The following is an 18,397-nucleotide window of genomic DNA, read 5'->3' on the forward strand; positions in this document are numbered from 1 at the left end:
TAATTCTGGTTAAATCTGGTAGCGTGGCATTTTGCCAGCGAAACCAGTCTTTTATGTCAACTCTGTCGCCAACCGCTAAAGCCCTGCTCATTTTTGCCAGCCTGATTGTAATACTGGCCGGGATTAAAGCTGCCAGCACTATTATGGTGCCGTTCTTTTTATCCGGCTTTATCGCAATCGCCTGTGGCCCGTTGATTCTGTGGATGTCGAAATACCGCATCCCACGATGGCTGTCTATTACTCTGGTTATACTGTTAATTGTGGTATTTGGTTTTATGTTGGCGGGTTTAGTTGGACAGTCACTGGCTGAATTCCGCGAAAATATGCCGCAGTACCGGGAGAAACTCTCTGGTGAATTTACCTGGGTAGTGAATCAACTCGCGCGTTTTAATATTCATGTGGATAAAGATTTAATTATTTCCTATCTCGATCCGGGCATGGCCATGTCTATGGTAACTAACTTTTTAAGTGGGATGGGCGGCGTGCTGTCTAATCTGTTTTTAATCCTGCTTACTGTGATTTTTATGCTGTTTGAAGCGGAAGGGATCCCAAGACGCCTGCATATTGCGCTATCTGATCCCCAAATGAAAATGCATCACATCGACCGTTTTATTCAGTCGGTTAACAGTTATCTGGCGATTAAAACGGTGGTCAGTCTGGCCACCGGTCTGCTGGCCGGTACCTGGTTGTATATTCTGGGAGTCGATCATTTTCTGCTCTGGGGCGTGCTGGCGTTTTTGTTTAACTATATTCCGAATATCGGTTCTATTATTGCCGCTGTACCGGCAGTATTGATGGCGCTGGTACAATACGGCGGCGGGGAAGCCGGCCTGGTGGCGCTGGGTTTTGTGGTGATCAATACTGTTATGGGCAATGTGGTTGAACCCCGGTTTATGGGGCGCGGTCTGGGCCTTTCAACGCTGGTGGTTTTCCTGTCGTTAATTTTCTGGGGCTGGCTGCTGGGGAGTGTGGGCATGTTACTTTCTGTACCGCTAACAATGATTGTGAAGATTGCCCTGGAGTCCCGGGAAGAAAGCCGCTGGCTGGCCATTTTATTGTCCAGCGATGGGGAAGCCGTGCTCGATGAAGCGAAACATCGTCATGCTAGCGAGGAGCCGGCAAAGTTACCCTGATACTTGCGCCGCCTGAGGCTGAACGCTCAATGGAGAGTTTACCTTCATAGGCCGTGAGTAAATCGGTAACCACGGCCATGCCGATACCCTGACCGTCGGTGTAGGCATCGAGTCGTTGCCCGCGGTTAAGCAACCGTTCGACTTGTTCAGCCGGTATGCCCGGACCATCGTCATCAATGCACAACTCGGTTTGCCGCGATAACTGTTTAACCGAAACCACTACCTGGTGGCGAGCTGCCTTACAGGCGTTATCCATCAGGTTGCCGAGAATTTCCATCAAATCGGTTTTATCACCAAAAAATACGCCTTCATCACCGGATGCCTTAAGCTGCAATGCCTTGTCGCGATACACCTTATTCAGGGCTGCGATCAATTGCTCTGCAACCGGCATCACCGGCACGCCCTGACTCCACGCTGAGGCACCGGCTGAAGCCCGCTTCAACTGGCGCTTAATCAGGGCATCAATTTGTTGCAACGGCTCTCTGGCTGACTCGGGTAAGGATGAGGTACCCATTGCTACTGCCAGCGGGGTTTTGAGACTGTGAGCTAAGTCACCGAGGCTGTTCTTATAGCGCTCCCGTTGTTCAGCTTCGCCGGCCAGTAATTGATTAATGCTTTGTTTGAGCGGGGTAAATTCAGGCGGATAGTCTTCCATTAACCGGGTTTGGTTACCGCCACTGGCTTGCTGTATTTCGCCAATCAGCAACCGTACGGGCTTGAGCAAGGTGTTCATGCCTAGAATCAGTACCACCAATAATCCTGCGCCCAGGGCCCCGAGGTATTGCCATACGGAGCGCAGAAAGGCATCCCGCTCCTGCAAAAAGTCCTGTCTGTCGTTATACACATAAAAACTGACCGGGATATACCGTTCGCCATCATCGAACTCAGCCGTAAAGCTATAGGCGAAATACTCACCATCGGAATTCTCAAAGGCAAACTGAGTGACAAAATTTTCATCACCGGTAGCTGGCGTTGATGTCTGGGGATCGAACACGGTGTAAACACTGGAGGCGGATTGCCATACCAGTTCGTTATTAATGGTAATGGCGCCCAGATACCCGGAGTCGGGCAGGTTAAGCTGCTCATCGTAGAGCATGTCGGGCATCTGACTGACACCGTCATCAAACTCGAATACCGAGATCATGGCAAGGTTCATCAGCTTCAGTTCGCTGTATTTGGCTTGCAATAAACTGGAGGTATATGCCTTGGACAGTGTTAATACGGTAACCGGTATGAAAATTCCCAGGGCGAGTATGGCAATAAGCAAACTGCGCAGCCGCAGCGACAGGTTCGGCATTGGTTAGCTGCCGCTAGCGTCCTGAGCCAGTTCGCGACTTATCCTGTAACCCCGGCCCCGCAGGGTCTCAATGGGTTTTAAGGTACCTTCAGGGTCGAGTTTACGGCGTAAGCGACCAACAAAGACTTCTATCACATTGCTGTCGAGATCGAAGTCCTGATCGTAAATATGCTCGGTCAGCTCAGTTTTGGAAATTACCTTCTGCGGATGAAGCATGAGATATTCCATTACCTTGTATTCATAGGCGGTGAGGTCCAGTGCGCGGGCGTTAACGCGGATTTCCTTAGCCTGCATGTCGAGCACCACGGGGCCAAATTCAATCGTAGAGCTGGCCTGGCCGGACGCCCTGCGGATCAGCGCTTTGACCCGGGCGAGTAATTCTTCATTATGAAAGGGCTTGGTAAGATAGTCGTCAGCCCCGGCATCCAGTCCTTCCACTTTTTCCTGCCAGCGGTCGCGAGCGGTCAGGATCAGGACTGGCGTGCTGATATCACTGCTGCGTGCCTGGCGTATAACGTCGAAGCCATCGAGTTTGGGCAGACCAATGTCGATAACCGCTAAATCGTAATTCACTTCTTTTAGCTGGAACAAGGCTTTTTTACCATCGTCAGCCAAATCGACGCTGAATCCTTGTTGCTGGAATAAACTATCTAACTGCATCAGCAGACGGCTATCGTCTTCTGCGACTAATACTCTCACTAATTATCATCCTTGCGCTTGCTGGGTTTAACTTGTCCGGACCGTTTATCCACATCGAGGGAGACAACCCGGCCTGATTTCTTCAGCATTTTTACCCGGTAGGAGCTTTTCTTGGTGTCTACCTTCAACACTCGGCCTTCAACATGGCGCTTGGCCTGTTGAGCCGCCTGGGTCGAGTTTTTAACGGGTTTTTGCTTGTCTTGCCGGGCCATTGCACCAGGCGCACAGACAGTCAGCATAACAAGCAATACACCGGTCACAACGCTTTTGAACATGTCACTCCACTCGTTGGGTAGTACCCAATCATTCGTTATTATCAGCAGGATAGCCTGGTCAGGCTGAATATTGTCTGAATCGTGCTTAGGCTCATCCAGAACCTTATCGGGCACCATAAAAAGTCAGGCAATATTGCTCCGTCCTTAACCGTTATAAATTATAGTACCACCGGGGGAGAAGAGCGCAAAGCTTATAGCAGCTTTGCGCGGGAGGGGGAGTTAGGGCAACACTTTTTTGTAGGGCTTAACCACGACTTCCTGGTAAACCCCGGCATCGATATAAGGATCGGCGTCGGCCCAGGCCTGAGCGTCTTCCAGACTGCTAAATTCCGCTACGACCAGCGAGCCGGTGAAGCCTGCGCTGCCCGGATCATCACTGTCGATGGCAGGGAATGGGCCGGCAATTAGCAAACGCCCCTGATCTTTTAACTCATTGAGGCGCGCCAGGTGTGCCGGACGCGCAGCTAAACGCTCACCCAGGGTGTCGGGTTTATCCGTGGCGCATATCATATAGAACATGGGTTATTTTCCTGTGGCTGCTTTCATTTGCGACACAAACTGCCCCAGGGCAGCAAGCATTGCCGGTACGTCATTGAGGTTTTGCTCAATAAGGTTAACGGTAGCTGAGCCAGAGATGGCACCGGCTGCACCGCTTTCAATAGCATGCTTTACCTGTTCAGGGTTTGAAATCCCAAAGCCGAGCAGTGGCGGTGCTGCATTCACGCTGGTCAGTCGTGCAATTAATGAAGCCGCTGGCATGGTGGCTGCGGTTTCTGCCCCTGTTACACCGGCTCTGCCAAGTAAATAGGTATAGCCGGCCGACAGATCACCAATGGCTTTAAACGTGGCATCCGTGGCGTTAGGCGGCGCAATCAGTATTTGTTTAATACCGTTGGCATTGGCGGTATCAATAAATCGCTGTGCTTCGCGGATTGGCACATCGGCAATTAATATTGAATCGACGCCAGCATCAGCTGCTTGTGCATAGAAGCCTTCTACCCCTTTGGCCAGTACCAGATTGCTGTAAAGTAGCAAGCCTACCGGCACGTCAGGGTATTTTGCCCGAATGCGTTTCAGTAACTCGAAACAGGCGGCGGGGGTTACGCCGCTTCCCAATGCCCGGATACTGGCTTTTTGAATCGTCGGGCCATCGGCTACCGGGTCTGAAAACGGGATCCCCAGTTCCAATGCATCGGCGCCGCTCTCGATCAGTTGGGTAATGATTTTCTCTGACGTTTCTATGTCCGGATCGCCGACCATCACAAAAGGCACAAACGCGCCGGCGTTCTGCTCGTTTAAACGGCCAAACATGGCTGCATATCTATCCATTCAGGTCATCTCCCAAAATACTAATTACGTGACCAAGATCTTTATCGCCCCGGCCAGACAGGTTTACCACAATAATGGTTTCTTCTTCGGCTTCATCCGCCATGTTTAACGCATAGGCCAGCGCATGAGATGACTCAAGGGCGGGGATAATCCCTTCTTTACGCGCCAGTAACTGGAAGGCATTGAGGGCTTCTTCATCGGTAACAGAAAAGTATTCAGCCCGACCGATATCAGAAAGGTATGCGTGCTGAGGTCCTACCGCCGGGTAATCAAGCCCCGCTGATACGGAATAGCTCTCTTCAATCTGACCATCGGGGTTTTGCATAATATAGGTATAGGCGCCATGCAGAATGCCTTTGGTACCCTTGCCAATAGCGGCACCATGTTCTTTGGTATGTACGCCTTTACCAGCAGGTTCCACACCCACCAAGCGCACCGAAGGTTCATCAATAAAGTCGGCAAACATGCCGATGGCATTAGAGCCACCGCCCACACATGCCACTACGGCATCTGGCAGTCGACCTTCTTTCTCTAAAATTTGCGCCCGGGTTTCTTCACCAATCATACGGTGATATTCGCGTACAATAGTCGGGAACGGGTGAGGACCGGCTGCAGTACCGAGCAGGTAGTGTGCTTTGTCGTAGTTGGCTGACCAGTCGCGCAGGGCTTCGTTTACCGCATCTTTTAAGGTGCCTGAGCCTGAATCTACCGGAATGACTTCAGCTCCCATTAGTCGCATCCTGAACACGTTAGGTGACTGACGCTCAACGTCTTTTGCGCCCATGTAAATGCGAGCCTTTAAACCAAGCAGGGCACAGGCCAACGCAGTGGCCACACCGTGCTGACCGGCTCCGGTTTCGGCGATGACTTCGGTTTTGCCCATCCGTTTGGTGAGCAGTGCCTGACCCAGCACCTGATTGGTTTTGTGCGCGCCGCCGTGAAGCAAGTCTTCACGCTTTAAATAGAGTTTTACGTTAGGGTTAGACACCAGGTTACGGGTCAGGAACATCGAGGTTGGACGTCCTGCGTAATCTTTTAAAAGTGACATAAACTCGGCATTAAATTCCGGGTCATCTTTGGCATCAAGAAACGCTTGTTCAAGCTGATCCAGCGCAGGAATAAGCAGCTCGGGCACATACATGCCGCCGTATTCCCCAAATTTTGTATCTAATTGATTCATGAAATGTCCTGTTGAATATATCTGCCGGTTAATACTGACGACAAATAGTAAAAAGTTCGCTGACCTGCTGTGCAGACTTATTACCCGGGCTGTCTTCCACGCCCGAGTTGACATCTACAATGGCAACGCCGGTTGCCTGCGCAGCGGCAATATTCTGTGGGTTAATGCCACCTGCTATAACCAGTTTTTCGAGTTCCAGCTCATTGTGGATCAATGACCAGTCAAATTGTTGCCCGGTGCCACCGGTCTGTTTGCCAACCTGACAATCCAGCAACACCTTATCCAGCGTCTCATCGTCCAGCAGCGCATGGGTTAAATAAGGTAATTCCCCGGCTACGCCAATGGCTTGCCATATTTCACAGCCCTCTGGTAAGTTTGCTCGTAAGTGCTGGCGGTACATAGTGTCTTCATCACCATGCAACTGAACGGCTTTAAGGCCCAGCTCATTGGCAATTCCGAGTACCATTTCAAGTGGTTGGTTAACAAACACGCCGACGTAGTTACCCGGCGTAGCGGTAACGATTTCACGAGCCTGCTCGGGGCTAACACAGCGTTTGGAGTGAGCGGCAAAAATTAGCCCGCAAAAACTGGCACCTGACGCAAAGGCATGACGCACCTGATCCGGCTGGGTCATACCACACATTTTTACGGTACCGTAAACCAGTTGGTTGACGGCCAGCGGCAGATCCTGCTGGGCCATTAGCGCGCTACCGACTAAAAAGCCCTGACACAGCGGTGCCAGACGCAGTACGTCCTGGTGGGTATAAATACCCGACTCGCTGATTACGACGAACTCGTGAGTGGCTTCCTCAAGCAATGGTACCAGTCTTTCGGTGGTCGCCAGATCGGTTGACAGGTCGCGCAGATCGCGGTTGTTAATACCAATAATCCTGGCTTTTAACGCAATGGCGCGGTGCATTTCTTCTTCATTGCTGACTTCGGTCAGGATATCCAGACCCAGCGAGTCTGCCACATCAGCAAGCTGTTGGTAGGTTTCGTCATCCAGTACCGACAACATCAGCAAAATTGCATCGGCGTTGTAGTAGCGCGCGAGATAAACCTGGTACTCACAGACAAAAAAGTCTTTGTTAAGGACCGGTTGACTGACACGCTCGGTAACATAAGCTAAGTATTCAAATTTACCCTGAAAGTACTTTTCGTCGGTCAGCACAGAAATGCCCGCCGCATGGGGCGTATAGGCGGCCAGAATTTCATCAAGGTCGAATGTTTCGCGGATCAACCCTTTTGAGGGGGAGGCCTTTTTACACTCCAGAATGTAACCTGCATTCGGGCCATTCAGAGCCTCGAAGAGGCTTTTGGTGGATGGTGTTAACCCCTGCTTAATTTGCTCAAGAGGCGTTTCGGCCATGCGTGCTTCAATTTCGACACGTTTGTCTTCAACTATTTTCTCGAGGACGTTGCTCATGCATTTTCTTCCAGTTGACTGTGTTCAGCGACTTGTCTGATTAATTTGATTGGCGCGGCATCGGCCATGGCATTAAGCGCTTGCTCGGCACCCTGTTTAAAAGTGTTGGCGAACCCGGCAACTTTCAGTAGTGCACCGGCATTCATGGCAATGGCTTCGCGATGGGCCTGTTCACCTTCACCGCATAACGCCGCTTCAATAAGCTGCCGGTTCTCTTTTGGCTCACCACCGGCAATGGCACTGATAGGCGCATGGCTTAAGCCAAAATCGGCCGCTGTAACCGTATAGTGGGAAGTACTGCCATGATCGATTTCAACGACCTGAGTGGGGCCATGTAATGATAGCTCATCCAACCCGTCACCGTGGACGATTAACGCTTTACGTTGCCCCATCAGGGTCAGTGTTTGCGCATAGATATCCAACAGTTCAGGTGTATAAACGCCGTACACACCAAACGTAGGGCCGGCGGGATTGGCCAGCGGGCCGAGAATATTAAACAGGGTACGGGTCTTCATTTCGGCACGTACCGGGGCGGCGAAGCGCATACCCGCATGGTAAACCGGTGCAAACAGAAAACAGAAGTTTACCTCATCGAGGCATTTGCGCGCGACTTCCGGGGTAATATCGAGCTTAATGCCGCATTCGCGAAAGAAATCAGCCGAGCCGGATTTGCTCGACACGCTGCGGTTGCCGTGCTTGGCAACTTTAATACCGCAACTGGCGGCTACCAGTGCCGCAGCACTGGAAATATTGATGGTATGATGGCCGTCGCCACCGGTCCCTACGATGTCACCAAACTCATAGTCCGGTGTTGGATAAGGGCGTGCATTTGACACCATCGCACTGGCGGCCCCGGCAATCTCATTGGGGGATTCACCGTTGATTTTTAGCGCGGTCAGTAAGGTAGCGAGCTTCACTTCCGATAGCTCACCGTGCATCACCTGATTGAACACCGAAAACGATTCGGCCTGGGTCAGGTTTTGACCGTCGAAGAGTTTTTCAATTACCTTGCTGTAATCAGCCATGAGTTAATCCTCTTTGGTCAGGTAATGAATACTTTGCAGCAGCAGGCGACTGCCTTCTGCTGTCAGAATGGACTCCGGATGAAACTGGAATCCAAGCATTTTATCGTCTGCCTGGTAAACCGCCATCACCGTGGTACCAACTTTAGCCAGCGGCGCTAAACCGTCTGGCAGTTCCAGCGCCATCAGTGAGTGGTAGCGGGCAACGTGAAGCGGCTGAGGCATATTCGCAAACATGGCTTCACCAGTATGCGTAATGGCCGATGATTTGCCGTGCATCACATCTTCAGCACGGCCTACGGTGCCGCCATAATGGGCTACAATTGCCTGATGACCAAGACAAATTCCCAGCACCGGAAAATGCCCCTGGACCATCGCTAGCAATTCGGGCATACAGCCAGCTTCGTGCGGTGCGCCAGGACCCGGGGATAATAGCAATAAAACCGGCCCGTTTTCAGCCTGCAATTGCATTTTTTCAAATAACATTTTAGCGTCGACATTATTGCGGTACACCACGATATTTAAATTCATGGTGCGCAACTCATCGACCAGGTTGTAGGTAAAGGAATCGACGTTATCTAACAGAAAAACGGTAATGGGCTGGCTCATTGTACTTCTCCCTCAACGAGCAATGAGGATTTCACTGCATTGATGACGGCTTGCGCCTTATTACGGGTTTCATCTGCCTCTGCCTGCGGGTCGGAATCATACACTACGCCGGCCCCGGCCTGTATATAGGCGCGGCCATTTTTTACAAAGGCTGAGCGGATCACGATACAGGTGTCCATATCGCCATCGTTGTTCAGGTAGCCTACCGCTCCTCCGTAGCTACCGCGGCGTTTATGTTCGACCTTGCGTATTAATGAAGCGGCACTAACCTTAGGCGCGCCTACCAGGGTACCCATGTTCATACAGGCCTGATAAGCATGCAGGGCATCCAGATCGTGGCGCAAATGACCAACAACGCGGGACACCAGGTGCATAACATGGGAATAGCGGTCAACTTTAAGTAAATCCTTAACATAACGGGTACCCGGCTCAGACACTTTTGCCACATCGTTACGTGCCAGATCTACCAGCATCAGGTGTTCGGCTTTTTCTTTTTGGTCTTCGCGCAGATTCAGCTCAATCCGGCTGTCCATGTCGTGATCGATCTCACCGTTGGCACGTTTACCCCGTGGGCGGGTGCCGGCAATCGGGTAAATCTCTACCACATTACTCTGCGCTGTATACTTCAGTGCTGACTCTGGTGAAGCGCCAAAAATGGTAAATTCAGCATCCTGCATGTAAAACATATAAGGGCTGGGGTTTTGTTTTTTCAGAGCGGCGTAGGCGGTGAGAGGAGCGGGGCAGGGCAGAGAAAAAGTCCGGGACGGCACCACCTGAAAGATATCGCCGGCCAGTATGTGCTCTTTTAAGGTCAGCACATCGTTACAGTACTCTTGATCCGACTTGTCCATCTCCAGCGAGGTTGGCTCATTCACCCTGACCGGTGATAAATCCAGCGGCGCGAGACTTTGTAATTCCGCACACAGCGCCTCCAGACGCTGAGCAATGGCAAAGTAACTGGTTGCTACTTCTCTGCCGCTGAACACACTGCCGAGTAAGCGGGCTTCGCGGGTCTGGTGATCGAAGGTAATTAGCGTTTCAGCCAGATAAAACACATAGTCGGCACAGTCATTGGCGCCTTCCGCTACCTCAGGCAGTTCTTCGAAGGTTGCGAGTAAGTCATAAGCAAATACTCCCCCTAAAAAGACGGCATGCTGGTGATCGCGAAGCGGCGTGATTTGGTTGACAACCTGGCGCAAGACGTCAAATACGCTGGTGGACTTTAAGCGACTGTCTTCGTCAAGATTCGCGGTGTCGGCATGGCAATGAAGGGTGATTTCGGTATCGTTAATTACCTGGCACCGCATGTCTGCCGGACAGCTTTCGATGAACAGGGGTAACAGCCCCTTGCCGTTAGCACTCAGCGCTTTGATGGCAACCTGTTGTCCCCGGCACTCAAAGCGCAAGGCACCGTCTACCATCAATAAGCTTTGCAGATTATCCTTGCTGTCTATTTCTGCTGACTCCAGCAATAACGCATGAGGCTTTTCGCCACATAGCTGGGCAAATGCCGCCAAGGGATCATTGATGTAGGTTGCTGTTCTCTCAATGGTTTCCACTTTTCCCGGGACCATGCCTAATTCGGCCAAACTCATCTTTTTTCTCCGGTTAAAAATTAAAAAAAAGGCCCGTAACATTACGGGCCTTTTTTGTTTGTTCTGCGCACTAACGCTCACACCGCCCGTTATCGAAGGGAGTGCCACCACCAGATAGTTACCATTACGGCATGTTGTTGTGGTTGTTTGAGCATTAGTTTTCTGTCTCTGTGTTTTATTTGATAACTTCGATAGGCATCGAAGCATTCAATCCGTATACTGTGCTATAGAAGAAAACAAAAACCTATTTGTGTCAACCATAAATTTGAAATTACATGAAAATTGACTTGCACAGTCACACGACTTTCTCGGACGGTCGGTTAACGCCGGCCGAACTTATTCAACGCGCTCAAACCATGCAGGTTGATGTTCTGGCCATTACCGACCACGACACGATTTACGGATTGGCTGATGCGCATGCCGAGGCGAGTAAACATTATCCGGCGCTCACGTTGATAGACGGCGTTGAAATATCCACTCGCTGGCACAGTTTTGAAATTCATATAGTCGGATTGAATATCGACACCGCAGACCCGGTTTTACAGCGGTTTTTGGCAGAACAACAGCAAAAACGCGAAGAACGTGCAGTGAAAATTGCCGATAAGCTGGCAAAGTGTGGCTTTGTAGGTACTCTGGAAAGGGCCCGTCGTTATGCGGGTGTCGGGCAGATAACGCGAGCGCATTTTGCCCGCGTACTGGTAGATAATTTCCAGGTCCCGACCCTCGAAAAAGCCTTTAAATTGTATTTAGGCAAAGGCAAACGCGCGGCAGTAAAAGCCGAGTGGCCGGATATCGCCGCCGCGGTGAAAGTGATCCAGCAAGCCGGTGGGCGCGCTGTGCTCGCTCACCCTATTCATTACGATATGAGCACCAAATGGCTGCGCCGTCTTATCGGTGAATTCTCTGCTGCAGGCGGGGATGCGGCCGAAGTCGTCTTTCCTGGCATGAATGCGGATAAACAAGCCTTCTTGCAATCCATTGTTGCTGAACATCAGTTACTGGCATCGGCGGGTTCGGATTTTCATTTTCCCGGTCGCTGGACTGAGCTGGGGCGTTGTCAGTTAAAATCAGACACGCTTACTCCGGTCTGGCATGACTGGCATTTATCTGTGAGACAATCCTCACTTAAGGACCCTGTATGAGTCAGTTTTTTTATGTCCATCCGGATAACCCGCAGGCCCGCTTAATTAAACAGGCCGCTGAACTGATTCGGCAGGGAGAAGTGGTGGTGTATCCCACCGATTCCGGCTATGCCATTGGTTGTCAGATGGACGATAAACGCGCGCTGGATCAACTCTGCCGTATCCGCCAGATTGGTAACGAACATAATTTTTCGCTGATGTGCCGCGATATGTCTGAGCTGTCGGTGTATGCAAAAGTGGATAATGTGGCATTTCGGATGTTAAAAAATAACACGCCGGGGCCCTACACCTTTGTGCTGAAAGCCACCCGCGAAGTCCCTAAGCGATTACAAAATCCCAAACGGCGTACCATCGGTATTCGCGTGCCCGATAACACCATAGCCCTGGCGTTACTCGAAGAACTCAATGAACCTCTTATGTCCACATCGTTGATTTTACCCGGCCAATCTCTGGCTGAGTCCGATCCCGATGACATTCGCGACAAGCTGGAAAAACAGGTTGGTTTGATTATTCATGGCGGTTACCTCGGCGAGCAACCCACTACCGTGATTGATTTAAGTGACGGCGAGCCGGTTGTGGTACGCGAGGGCAGCGGTGACATAACGCCATTTTTGTAATGTCTGAAAAGTACAACGGGCAATGAGATGAGCAACAGCGACGAAACAGCTTCAACCCTTTCCACGCCAGTGCAGCAGCCGCTGCCCCTGGCGTTTGTGAATGGTGAGGCGGTTATTGAAAAACCGGAAGATTTATATATTCCTCCGGAAGCGCTGGAGGTGATCCTGGAGTCTTTTGAGGGCCCACTGGATTTGCTGTTGTATTTAATCCGTAAACAGAAATTTGATATTACCACGATGCCGGTGGCGGAAATTACCCGTCAGTACATGGAATACGTGGAAGTGATGCAAACCCTTAAGCTCGAACTGGCGGCTGAGTACCTGCTAATGGCTGCGATTCTGGCTGAAATCAAATCGCGCCTGCTGTTACCCAGTCGCAGTGACGAGGAAGACGACGAAGAAGATCCGCGTGCCGCGCTGATAAGACGACTGCAGGAATACGAGTTAATTAAACAGGCCGCCGAAGACCTGGATATGCAGCCACGCATGGAGCGGGACCTGTTCAGGGTAAGTGTGGAACCGTCATCCGATATTAAACCGGTGATCATTCAGCCTGACGTGTCGCTACAGGAATTGGTACTGGCCTTTTCGGCTGCCATCCAGCGAGCTGCCGCATTCGAGCATCATCATATTGCTCCGGAGGCGCTGAGTACCCGCGAGCGGATGAGTAAAATTTTACAGTTACTCAATGCCCAGGAGTACACGCCAATGGAAGCCTTATTCACCGCCGAAGAAGGCAGAGCTGGCGCTGTAGTGACCTTTCTGGCGATTTTAGAATTGGTTAAAGGGCAGAGTGTTAAACTGGTACAGGCGGGGCCTTTTGCCCGCATTCATGTGAAGTTAGGCAGTTTTGAAGCACCATGAAAAAAATAAATAGCGAACAGCTCAAACAGCTTATTGAAGCGACAATATTTGTCTCGGACCAGCCGGTTTCGGTTGAGAAACTAAAAAATACTGTCCTGGCCGATTTCACCGTTAGCGATAAAGCGATACAATCAGCATTGAGCGCTTTGGAGCTGGATTATCGCCCACGCGGGATCCAGCTGAAAGAAGTAGCCAGTGGCTACCGGTTTCAATCTCTGGATAGCCTCAGCCCGTGGCTGAGTCGTTTATGGCAGGAAAGCAGCCCTAAGTATTCCCGGGCGATGCTCGAAACACTGGCGCTAATTGCTTATCGACAGCCCATCACCCGCGGTGAGATTGAGCAAGTGCGTGGTGTGGCGGTAAGCAGTAACATCATAAAAACGCTGACTGAGCGTGAGTGGATAAAAGTGATTGGCCATAAGGAAGTTCCTGGTCGGCCGGCACTGTATGCCACCACTAAACAGTTTTTAGATTATTTTTCGCTGAAGTCACTCAGTGACTTACCTAATGCCGAGGACTTTATGGCCTCCCTTGATGCCAGTCAGAATATCACTCATGTACTGCATGAGCAGACTGATACTCAGGCAGCAGGTGATAGCGACAACCAGAATGAGTCAATACACTAATGACAGAGAAATTACAGAAAGTACTCGCTAACCATGGCATTGGATCGCGCCGTGAAATGGAACGCTGGATTGAACAAGGGCGTATATCCGTAAATGGCACGGTGGCGAAATTGGGTGACCGCGTTGATGCTGCTGCACAAATCCGGGTCGACGGCCATATCCTTTCGCGCAGTAATGAAGAGCCGGTTTGCCGGGTGCTGATGTACAACAAACCGGAAGGCGAGCTATGTACCAGGATTGATCCTGAAGGCCGCAGTACGGTGTTTGATCGTCTGCCTGCAATTAGTCAGGGTCGTTGGATTGCCGTAGGCCGGCTGGACATTAACACCAGCGGTTTGTTGCTGTTCACCAATGATGGCGAGCTGGCCAACCGCCTGATGCATCCGCGCTGTAAAGTAGAGCGTGAGTATGCAGTGCGCATTTTCGGTGACGTGTCGGCCAAAACGCTGCAGATACTTAAAAAAGGTGTCACGCTGGAAGATGGTCTGGCTAAGTTTAATGCCATTAAGCCACGTCCAGCTACTGACGAAGAGAGCATGAATAACTGGTTTAATGTTACCCTCGAAGAGGGCCGTAACCGGGAAGTGCGTCGTTTATGGGAGTCACAGGATTGCCAGGTGAGCCGTCTGATTCGGGTACGTTACGGGCCGGTAGAGCTGCAAAAGCGTTTACCACAGGGTGCCTGGGTAGAGTTGCCACTAAGTGAAGTTAATGCATTACGTCATATCGTTCAGTTACCGGCAGAAAATGAAAGTATGGTTGATGAACGCCAGACGAAACTGGATCACGCCCGTCTGAGTCGTATGCGTCGTTCAGTGAAGAAACATAAAATCCGTAAAGAGCGGGTTCATCAACGTCGTCAGTTTTAATTCTCTTTGAAGACTCCTCCGGCGGGGGAGTCTGCTATTGTGTCAGTAACCTTTCTATCTCCTGATGCAGCGATTCCGGGCTGGTCTGCGGACCAAAACGCCTGATCGATGCCCGGTCTTTACTGATCAGAAACTTAGTAAAATTCCATTTAATAGCTTTAGTACCAAACAGGCCCGGCGCCTGCGCTTTAAGGTATTTATATAATGGGCTCGCATCTGAACCGTTCACTTCAATTTTTTTCATTACCGGAAAAGTGACGTTATAGTTCAGGCTACAAAAAGACTGGATACTGGCATCATCCCCCGGCTCCTGCTGGCCAAACTGGTTGCAGGGAAAAGCTATTATAGCGAGGCCCTTATCGTTGTACTGTTGGTGTAAGGCTTCTAAGCCCTCGTATTGTGGCGTGAAGCCGCATTTACTGGCCGTATTAACGATAAGCAATACCTTACCGTCAAATGTTTGCATGGCGATATCATCGCCTTGTTTATCCTGAATAGTTAACTTGGAAAATTGCATCATTACATTGCCGAACTCTGGTAGTGAACTTTGGATGTCATCGTGTCCGGAATGTCGAGTTTAACGTCACGCCCTAAAATGATGTCGCCCGTCAGTTGTACGCTGGCGTCTATCAATAATGTAGGGGTTGAGTGGTTGTCGTTATTTTCCGGATCTTTATAAATAATATCACCTTTAATTACACTATTACCGGTAATACTGATGTCTCCATTGACGGTCTCAATGTTGTCGGAAAGTGTAAGGTCCGCAGCTTCGATATCGCCATTAACGGTGATCAGGCTACCATCAACCTTTGCCCCGGAGCCAAGGGTAATATCGCCATTGACCGATTCTATACCGTCACCCGATACCAGTTTCTGACCGGCTTCAATGTCGCCATTGACGACGGTAATACCATCAATTTCACAAAAATCGCCAACCGTGACTCCGCCATTAACCGTAGTCAGTTCATCGGCTTTAACATTGGACCTTAGCGTAATGCCGCCATTGACGGTGGTAAGTGAACCTACCTGGCGATTTTCAGAGATATCAATGCTGCCGAATACACGGTTTACACTGCCGTCATAATCGGAAGCGCTTTGACCACCGACGTTGATCACACAGCCAGAGAGCGCAGTGCCAATGACAAAACACAGGGGCGCAAGGCGGGAAATGTTAAGTAAGCGATTTTTCATAATACTTCAGAGCATATTAGGTTAAACACGCAATAACCTTAGCATGGGGGCTGAAAAGCTCGTACTTTAAAATAATTTCAAAATATGTCTGACGCCAACAGGGCATTGGTAATGCAAGGGTAATTGTATCAAGATTAAAAAAGCAGGCGGGACCGCGGATGGCCTGCCGGTTCAACTCTGGCAAGCCATAATCAAAGAGAGGCTTATTGCTCGAGAGGGGTGTTAAAGTCCTCAGACAGTTCGAAATCGCTGTCTACGGTTTCTACGCGATCATCAATAAACGTAATGACCAGACTTTTTTCAAAATCTTCACCGCGTTTTTCCATGCCACGCTTCATTTCGTAGTAGTAATACCAGGTATCTTTATCGAAGGCATCTTTAAGTATCGGACGGCCAAGAACAAATTCTACCTGTTCCTTTGTCATTCCAATACGCAGTTTTTTTACGTCCTGCTCGTCCAAAAAGTTACCTTGAGGAATATCTATCCGGTAAATCCAGTTAGAGCACGCAGTTGATAAAAAAGTAAGTGAAAGCACAACAATCAGGTGAGACAGCTTCATTAACAGATAAATCCAATTATTACAGTAAGTATTCGTTATTATTTGGTCTGCATGCCAGGCTGTTACACGCGTGGGATAGTCATTGCAGACGCTATGGGTGCCGAGCATGCTAATCGCTCAACACCGGCACGTCAACTTTGACCAATGAATTGCAATTTAGTTCGCCAAAGCATTATCAAGTAATTCTTTGGCATTAGCCAGCGCATTGGGCGTAATTTTGTCGCCCGCCAGTAGCCGCGCCAGCTCATCAATTCTGGCTTGTTCCGTAAGTGCCAGAATATGTGTTTGCGTTTCGCTGTTTTCGGTTGTTTTGGTCACAAATAGCTGATTATGCGCCTGTGCCGCCACCTGAGGTAAGTGAGTCACACACATAACCTGATTTTCTTTACCCAATCGACGTAACAACTGCCCCACAATTGAAGCGGTTGGGCCACTTATACCGGTATCCACTTCGTCAAAAATCATGGTGGGTGTCAAACTCGTATCCCGGCTAATCACCTGTAATGCCAGTCCAATTCTGGATAATTCACCTCCAGATACCACCTTATCCAGTCGATCATGCGCTTGCCCCGGGTTGGTAGACACTTTAATAACTACCGTATCCATCCCCAGTGCGGTAGGCCGTGACTGAGCGCAGTGAGTCACGTCAATGCAAAATTCCGCGTGAGGCATATTGAGTGTGCGCACCTGGGTTTGCACCATCGCGGCCAGCTTCTCAGCCGCGCTGCTGCGGCTTTGCGACAGCTTTTCACTGGCAGTCAGATAGGCCGCATGACTACTATCGAGTTCTTCCTGCAATGCCGACAGTCTTTCGGTATCTGCACTCAGGCCAGCCAGTTCTTCAGACAACTGCTGATGATGTTGATACAGTGATTCGGGCATTACCTGATGTTTTCTGGCCAGCTCCAGCGCCTGAGCAAAGCGTTTTTCAACCTGTTGTAAACGCATTGGATCGATTTCCAGTTGATCACAATAACTACGCAGTTCATTGGCCGACTCTTCCACCTGAATTGCCGCTTCGTTAAGCAATGCCACAATCGGGGATAATGCCGGATCGTGATCTTCCAGGTGACTGAGCTTATCAATGCTGGTTTGAATGGCTGACAGCGCATTGAACTCATCGGCTTCATATAAATGATAAAAACTTTTTTGTGCCTCTTCGAGTAATGTCTGACCATTACTTAAGCGTTTATGTTCGGCTTCCAGTTCGCTGAATTCCTCTTCAGCCAGAGCAAATTCGTCCAGTTCAGCAACCTGATAACTCAACAGTTGTTCTCTGTCTGCGCGTTGCTGGGCGGCTTGTTCCAGGGCGCTAAGTTCTTTGGCCAGTTGCTGCCACTGCTTATAACTGGCAGCTGTGGCGTTTAGCAGTGGCCCGTGTTCAGCAAAATCATCCAGCAGTTTTCTCTGCACGTCGTCTTTTAATAGTTGCAGGTGGGTATTCTGGCCGTGAATTGCCAATAAATACTGACCCAGTTGCTTTAGTTGCTGCAACGCCACGGGCACGCCATTAATAAACGCTTTTGAGCGCCCTTCCTTAGAGATCAGGCGGCGAATAAAGCAAGTGTTGGGATCATCATCGAGTACGACGTCATTTTCATCCAGCCAGGCTCTTGCCAGCGGCGCATCAAGCAACGAGAAATAGGCAATAATTTCTGCTTTATCGGCGCCTTTTCTCACCGCCGACGCATCGGCGCGCTCACCAAGGCACAAGCTCAGTGCATCGATTGCAATAGATTTACCTGCACCGGTTTCACCGGTCACCGCAGTCATGCCGGACTCAAAGGCAATATTTATTTCTTTAACGACAGCAAAGTTTTTAACCGATAAATGCGATAACATAAATGCCTCACAGTTTGACTAGATGAATATACAGTACGTGTAAATATATACAGTATTTTGGGTGAGTTAAATCCCGTTGGTCGAATTTCCCGGAGATATCTACGCAAGGCTATGATAAACC

20 protein-coding genes and 1 other annotated feature are annotated in these 18,397 nt (G+C 50.0%); of the genes, 6 read left to right on the top strand and 14 right to left on the bottom strand.

All coding sequences use genetic code 11. The annotated features are described in order from the left end of the window. Window positions 1-53 precede the first annotated feature (53 nt). Entirely contained in the window at window positions 54-1,133 is a 1,080-nt protein-coding gene (locus AC27IB_RS07810; protein WP_296047029.1) for an AI-2E family transporter, read from the top strand. On the opposite strand, the gene AC27IB_RS07815 is transcribed toward AC27IB_RS07810, so the two are convergent. From AC27IB_RS07815 to AC27IB_RS07860, 10 genes are all read right to left on the bottom strand, one after another. Continuing rightward, window positions 1,105-2,430 (bottom strand): ATP-binding protein, encoded by a 1,326-nt coding sequence (locus tag AC27IB_RS07815; RefSeq protein ID WP_296046984.1) that lies wholly within the window; start codon window positions 2,428-2,430, stop codon window positions 1,105-1,107. The genes AC27IB_RS07810 and AC27IB_RS07815 overlap by 29 nt on opposite strands. Window positions 2,431-2,433: 3 nt before the next feature. Further along, entirely contained in the window at window positions 2,434-3,129 is a 696-nt protein-coding gene (locus tag AC27IB_RS07820) for a response regulator transcription factor (protein ID WP_296046987.1), read from the bottom strand. After that, window positions 3,129-3,521 carry a PepSY domain-containing protein gene (locus tag AC27IB_RS07825; RefSeq protein WP_367269659.1) on the bottom strand — a complete coding sequence of 131 codons (393 nt, stop codon included), beginning with the start codon at window positions 3,519-3,521 and terminating at the stop codon, window positions 3,129-3,131. Before AC27IB_RS07825 ends, AC27IB_RS07820 begins: the two co-directional genes overlap by 1 nt. 102 nt (window positions 3,522-3,623) lie before the next feature. Continuing rightward, complete coding sequence (locus tag AC27IB_RS07830; protein ID WP_296046989.1) at window positions 3,624-3,923, bottom strand: YciI family protein; 300 nt, start codon at window positions 3,921-3,923, stop codon at window positions 3,624-3,626. Window positions 3,924-3,926: 3 nt separating this feature from the next. Further along, window positions 3,927-4,733 carry a tryptophan synthase subunit alpha gene (trpA, locus tag AC27IB_RS07835; protein WP_296046990.1) on the bottom strand — a complete coding sequence of 269 codons (807 nt, stop codon included), beginning with the start codon at window positions 4,731-4,733 and terminating at the stop codon, window positions 3,927-3,929. Continuing rightward, on the bottom strand, window positions 4,726-5,913 hold the full coding sequence (gene trpB / locus AC27IB_RS07840) for a tryptophan synthase subunit beta (protein WP_296046992.1): 1,188 nt from the start codon (window positions 5,911-5,913) through the stop codon (window positions 4,726-4,728). Before trpB ends, trpA begins: the two co-directional genes overlap by 8 nt. Window positions 5,914-5,941: 28 nt before the next feature. Then, on the bottom strand, window positions 5,942-7,339 hold the full coding sequence (trpCF, locus tag AC27IB_RS07845) for a bifunctional indole-3-glycerol-phosphate synthase TrpC/phosphoribosylanthranilate isomerase TrpF (RefSeq protein ID WP_296046994.1): 1,398 nt from the start codon (window positions 7,337-7,339) through the stop codon (window positions 5,942-5,944). Then, complete coding sequence (gene trpD, locus AC27IB_RS07850) at window positions 7,336-8,364, bottom strand: anthranilate phosphoribosyltransferase (RefSeq protein ID WP_487120096.1); 1,029 nt, start codon at window positions 8,362-8,364, stop codon at window positions 7,336-7,338. The genes trpCF and trpD overlap by 4 nt, the downstream gene beginning before the upstream one ends. Window positions 8,365-8,367: 3 nt before the next feature. After that, on the bottom strand, window positions 8,368-8,970 hold the full coding sequence (locus tag AC27IB_RS07855; protein ID WP_296046998.1) for an aminodeoxychorismate/anthranilate synthase component II: 603 nt from the start codon (window positions 8,968-8,970) through the stop codon (window positions 8,368-8,370). After that, window positions 8,967-10,565 (bottom strand): anthranilate synthase component 1, encoded by a 1,599-nt coding sequence (locus AC27IB_RS07860; RefSeq protein ID WP_296047000.1) that lies wholly within the window; start codon window positions 10,563-10,565, stop codon window positions 8,967-8,969. Before AC27IB_RS07860 ends, AC27IB_RS07855 begins: the two co-directional genes overlap by 4 nt. 23 nt (window positions 10,566-10,588) lie before the next feature. Next, window positions 10,589-10,681 (bottom strand) — a sequence feature (Trp leader region). Between the two features lie 159 nt (window positions 10,682-10,840). On the opposite strand from AC27IB_RS07860, the gene AC27IB_RS07865 reads away from it, so the two are divergent. From AC27IB_RS07865 to rluB, 5 genes are read left to right on the top strand one after another with little or no spacing between them, the layout of a single operon-like run. Further along, window positions 10,841-11,707: a PHP domain-containing protein gene (locus AC27IB_RS07865; RefSeq protein WP_487120099.1), complete on the top strand. Its 867-nt coding sequence runs from the start codon at window positions 10,841-10,843 to the stop codon at window positions 11,705-11,707. Further along, on the top strand, window positions 11,704-12,324 hold the full coding sequence (locus AC27IB_RS07870) for an L-threonylcarbamoyladenylate synthase (protein ID WP_296047004.1): 621 nt from the start codon (window positions 11,704-11,706) through the stop codon (window positions 12,322-12,324). Before AC27IB_RS07865 ends, AC27IB_RS07870 begins: the two co-directional genes overlap by 4 nt. A gap of 27 nt (window positions 12,325-12,351) precedes the next feature. After that, the gene (locus AC27IB_RS07875) at window positions 12,352-13,188 is read left to right on the top strand and encodes a segregation and condensation protein A (protein ID WP_296047006.1); all 837 of its coding nucleotides are present in this window, start codon (window positions 12,352-12,354) and stop codon (window positions 13,186-13,188) included. Beyond that, entirely contained in the window at window positions 13,185-13,814 is a 630-nt protein-coding gene (gene scpB, locus AC27IB_RS07880; RefSeq protein ID WP_296047007.1) for an SMC-Scp complex subunit ScpB, read from the top strand. Before AC27IB_RS07875 ends, scpB begins: the two co-directional genes overlap by 4 nt. Continuing rightward, window positions 13,814-14,683: a 23S rRNA pseudouridine(2605) synthase RluB gene (gene rluB, locus AC27IB_RS07885; RefSeq protein WP_296047010.1), complete on the top strand. Its 870-nt coding sequence runs from the start codon at window positions 13,814-13,816 to the stop codon at window positions 14,681-14,683. Before scpB ends, rluB begins: the two co-directional genes overlap by 1 nt. 34 nt (window positions 14,684-14,717) lie before the next feature. Here the strand turns inward: rluB and AC27IB_RS07890 are convergent, their stop codons facing one another. The 4 genes from AC27IB_RS07890 to recN form a co-directional block, all read right to left on the bottom strand. Beyond that, on the bottom strand, window positions 14,718-15,203 hold the full coding sequence (locus AC27IB_RS07890; RefSeq protein WP_487120102.1) for a glutathione peroxidase: 486 nt from the start codon (window positions 15,201-15,203) through the stop codon (window positions 14,718-14,720). Then, window positions 15,203-15,874 carry a DUF4097 family beta strand repeat-containing protein gene (locus tag AC27IB_RS07895; protein ID WP_487120104.1) on the bottom strand — a complete coding sequence of 224 codons (672 nt, stop codon included), beginning with the start codon at window positions 15,872-15,874 and terminating at the stop codon, window positions 15,203-15,205. Before AC27IB_RS07895 ends, AC27IB_RS07890 begins: the two co-directional genes overlap by 1 nt. A gap of 203 nt (window positions 15,875-16,077) precedes the next feature. Beyond that, window positions 16,078-16,434 (bottom strand): outer membrane protein assembly factor BamE, encoded by a 357-nt coding sequence (locus tag AC27IB_RS07900; protein ID WP_296047017.1) that lies wholly within the window; start codon window positions 16,432-16,434, stop codon window positions 16,078-16,080. A 156-nt stretch (window positions 16,435-16,590) separates the two neighbouring features. Continuing rightward, window positions 16,591-18,276 carry a DNA repair protein RecN gene (gene recN / locus AC27IB_RS07905; RefSeq protein ID WP_296047019.1) on the bottom strand — a complete coding sequence of 562 codons (1,686 nt, stop codon included), beginning with the start codon at window positions 18,274-18,276 and terminating at the stop codon, window positions 16,591-16,593. Window positions 18,277-18,397 lie beyond the last annotated feature (121 nt).

It is taken from the genome of Alteromonas sp. 4NH20-0104, assembly GCF_057547795.1.

Excerpts from the sequence above, each read along its gene's own strand:
- trpD (WP_487120096.1), bottom strand. The coding sequence starts at position 8,364 with ATGGCTGATTACAGCAAGGTAATTGAAAAACTCTTCGACGGTCAAAAC.
- AC27IB_RS07860 (WP_296047000.1), bottom strand. The coding sequence starts at position 10,565 with ATGAGTTTGGCCGAATTAGGCATGGTCCCGGGAAAAGTGGAAACCATT.
- AC27IB_RS07815 (WP_296046984.1), bottom strand. The coding sequence starts at position 2,430 with ATGCCGAACCTGTCGCTGCGGCTGCGCAGTTTGCTTATTGCCATACTC.
- scpB (WP_296047007.1), top strand. The coding sequence starts at position 13,185 with ATGAAAAAAATAAATAGCGAACAGCTCAAACAGCTTATTGAAGCGACA.
- trpB (WP_296046992.1), bottom strand. The coding sequence starts at position 5,913 with ATGAATCAATTAGATACAAAATTTGGGGAATACGGCGGCATGTATGTG.
- AC27IB_RS07900 (WP_296047017.1), bottom strand. The coding sequence starts at position 16,434 with ATGAAGCTGTCTCACCTGATTGTTGTGCTTTCACTTACTTTTTTATCA.
- trpA (WP_296046990.1), bottom strand. The coding sequence starts at position 4,733 with ATGGATAGATATGCAGCCATGTTTGGCCGTTTAAACGAGCAGAACGCC.
- AC27IB_RS07830 (WP_296046989.1), bottom strand. The coding sequence starts at position 3,923 with ATGTTCTATATGATATGCGCCACGGATAAACCCGACACCCTGGGTGAG.
- AC27IB_RS07865 (WP_487120099.1), top strand. The coding sequence starts at position 10,841 with ATGAAAATTGACTTGCACAGTCACACGACTTTCTCGGACGGTCGGTTA.
- AC27IB_RS07895 (WP_487120104.1), bottom strand. The coding sequence starts at position 15,874 with ATGAAAAATCGCTTACTTAACATTTCCCGCCTTGCGCCCCTGTGTTTT.
- AC27IB_RS07890 (WP_487120102.1), bottom strand. The coding sequence starts at position 15,203 with ATGATGCAATTTTCCAAGTTAACTATTCAGGATAAACAAGGCGATGAT.
- AC27IB_RS07825 (WP_367269659.1), bottom strand. The coding sequence starts at position 3,521 with ATGGTGCCCGATAAGGTTCTGGATGAGCCTAAGCACGATTCAGACAAT.
- rluB (WP_296047010.1), top strand. The coding sequence starts at position 13,814 with ATGACAGAGAAATTACAGAAAGTACTCGCTAACCATGGCATTGGATCG.
- AC27IB_RS07855 (WP_296046998.1), bottom strand. The coding sequence starts at position 8,970 with ATGAGCCAGCCCATTACCGTTTTTCTGTTAGATAACGTCGATTCCTTT.
- AC27IB_RS07810 (WP_296047029.1), top strand. The coding sequence starts at position 54 with ATGTCAACTCTGTCGCCAACCGCTAAAGCCCTGCTCATTTTTGCCAGC.
- trpCF (WP_296046994.1), bottom strand. The coding sequence starts at position 7,339 with ATGAGCAACGTCCTCGAGAAAATAGTTGAAGACAAACGTGTCGAAATT.
- recN (WP_296047019.1), bottom strand. The coding sequence starts at position 18,276 with ATGTTATCGCATTTATCGGTTAAAAACTTTGCTGTCGTTAAAGAAATA.
- AC27IB_RS07875 (WP_296047006.1), top strand. The coding sequence starts at position 12,352 with ATGAGCAACAGCGACGAAACAGCTTCAACCCTTTCCACGCCAGTGCAG.
- AC27IB_RS07870 (WP_296047004.1), top strand. The coding sequence starts at position 11,704 with ATGAGTCAGTTTTTTTATGTCCATCCGGATAACCCGCAGGCCCGCTTA.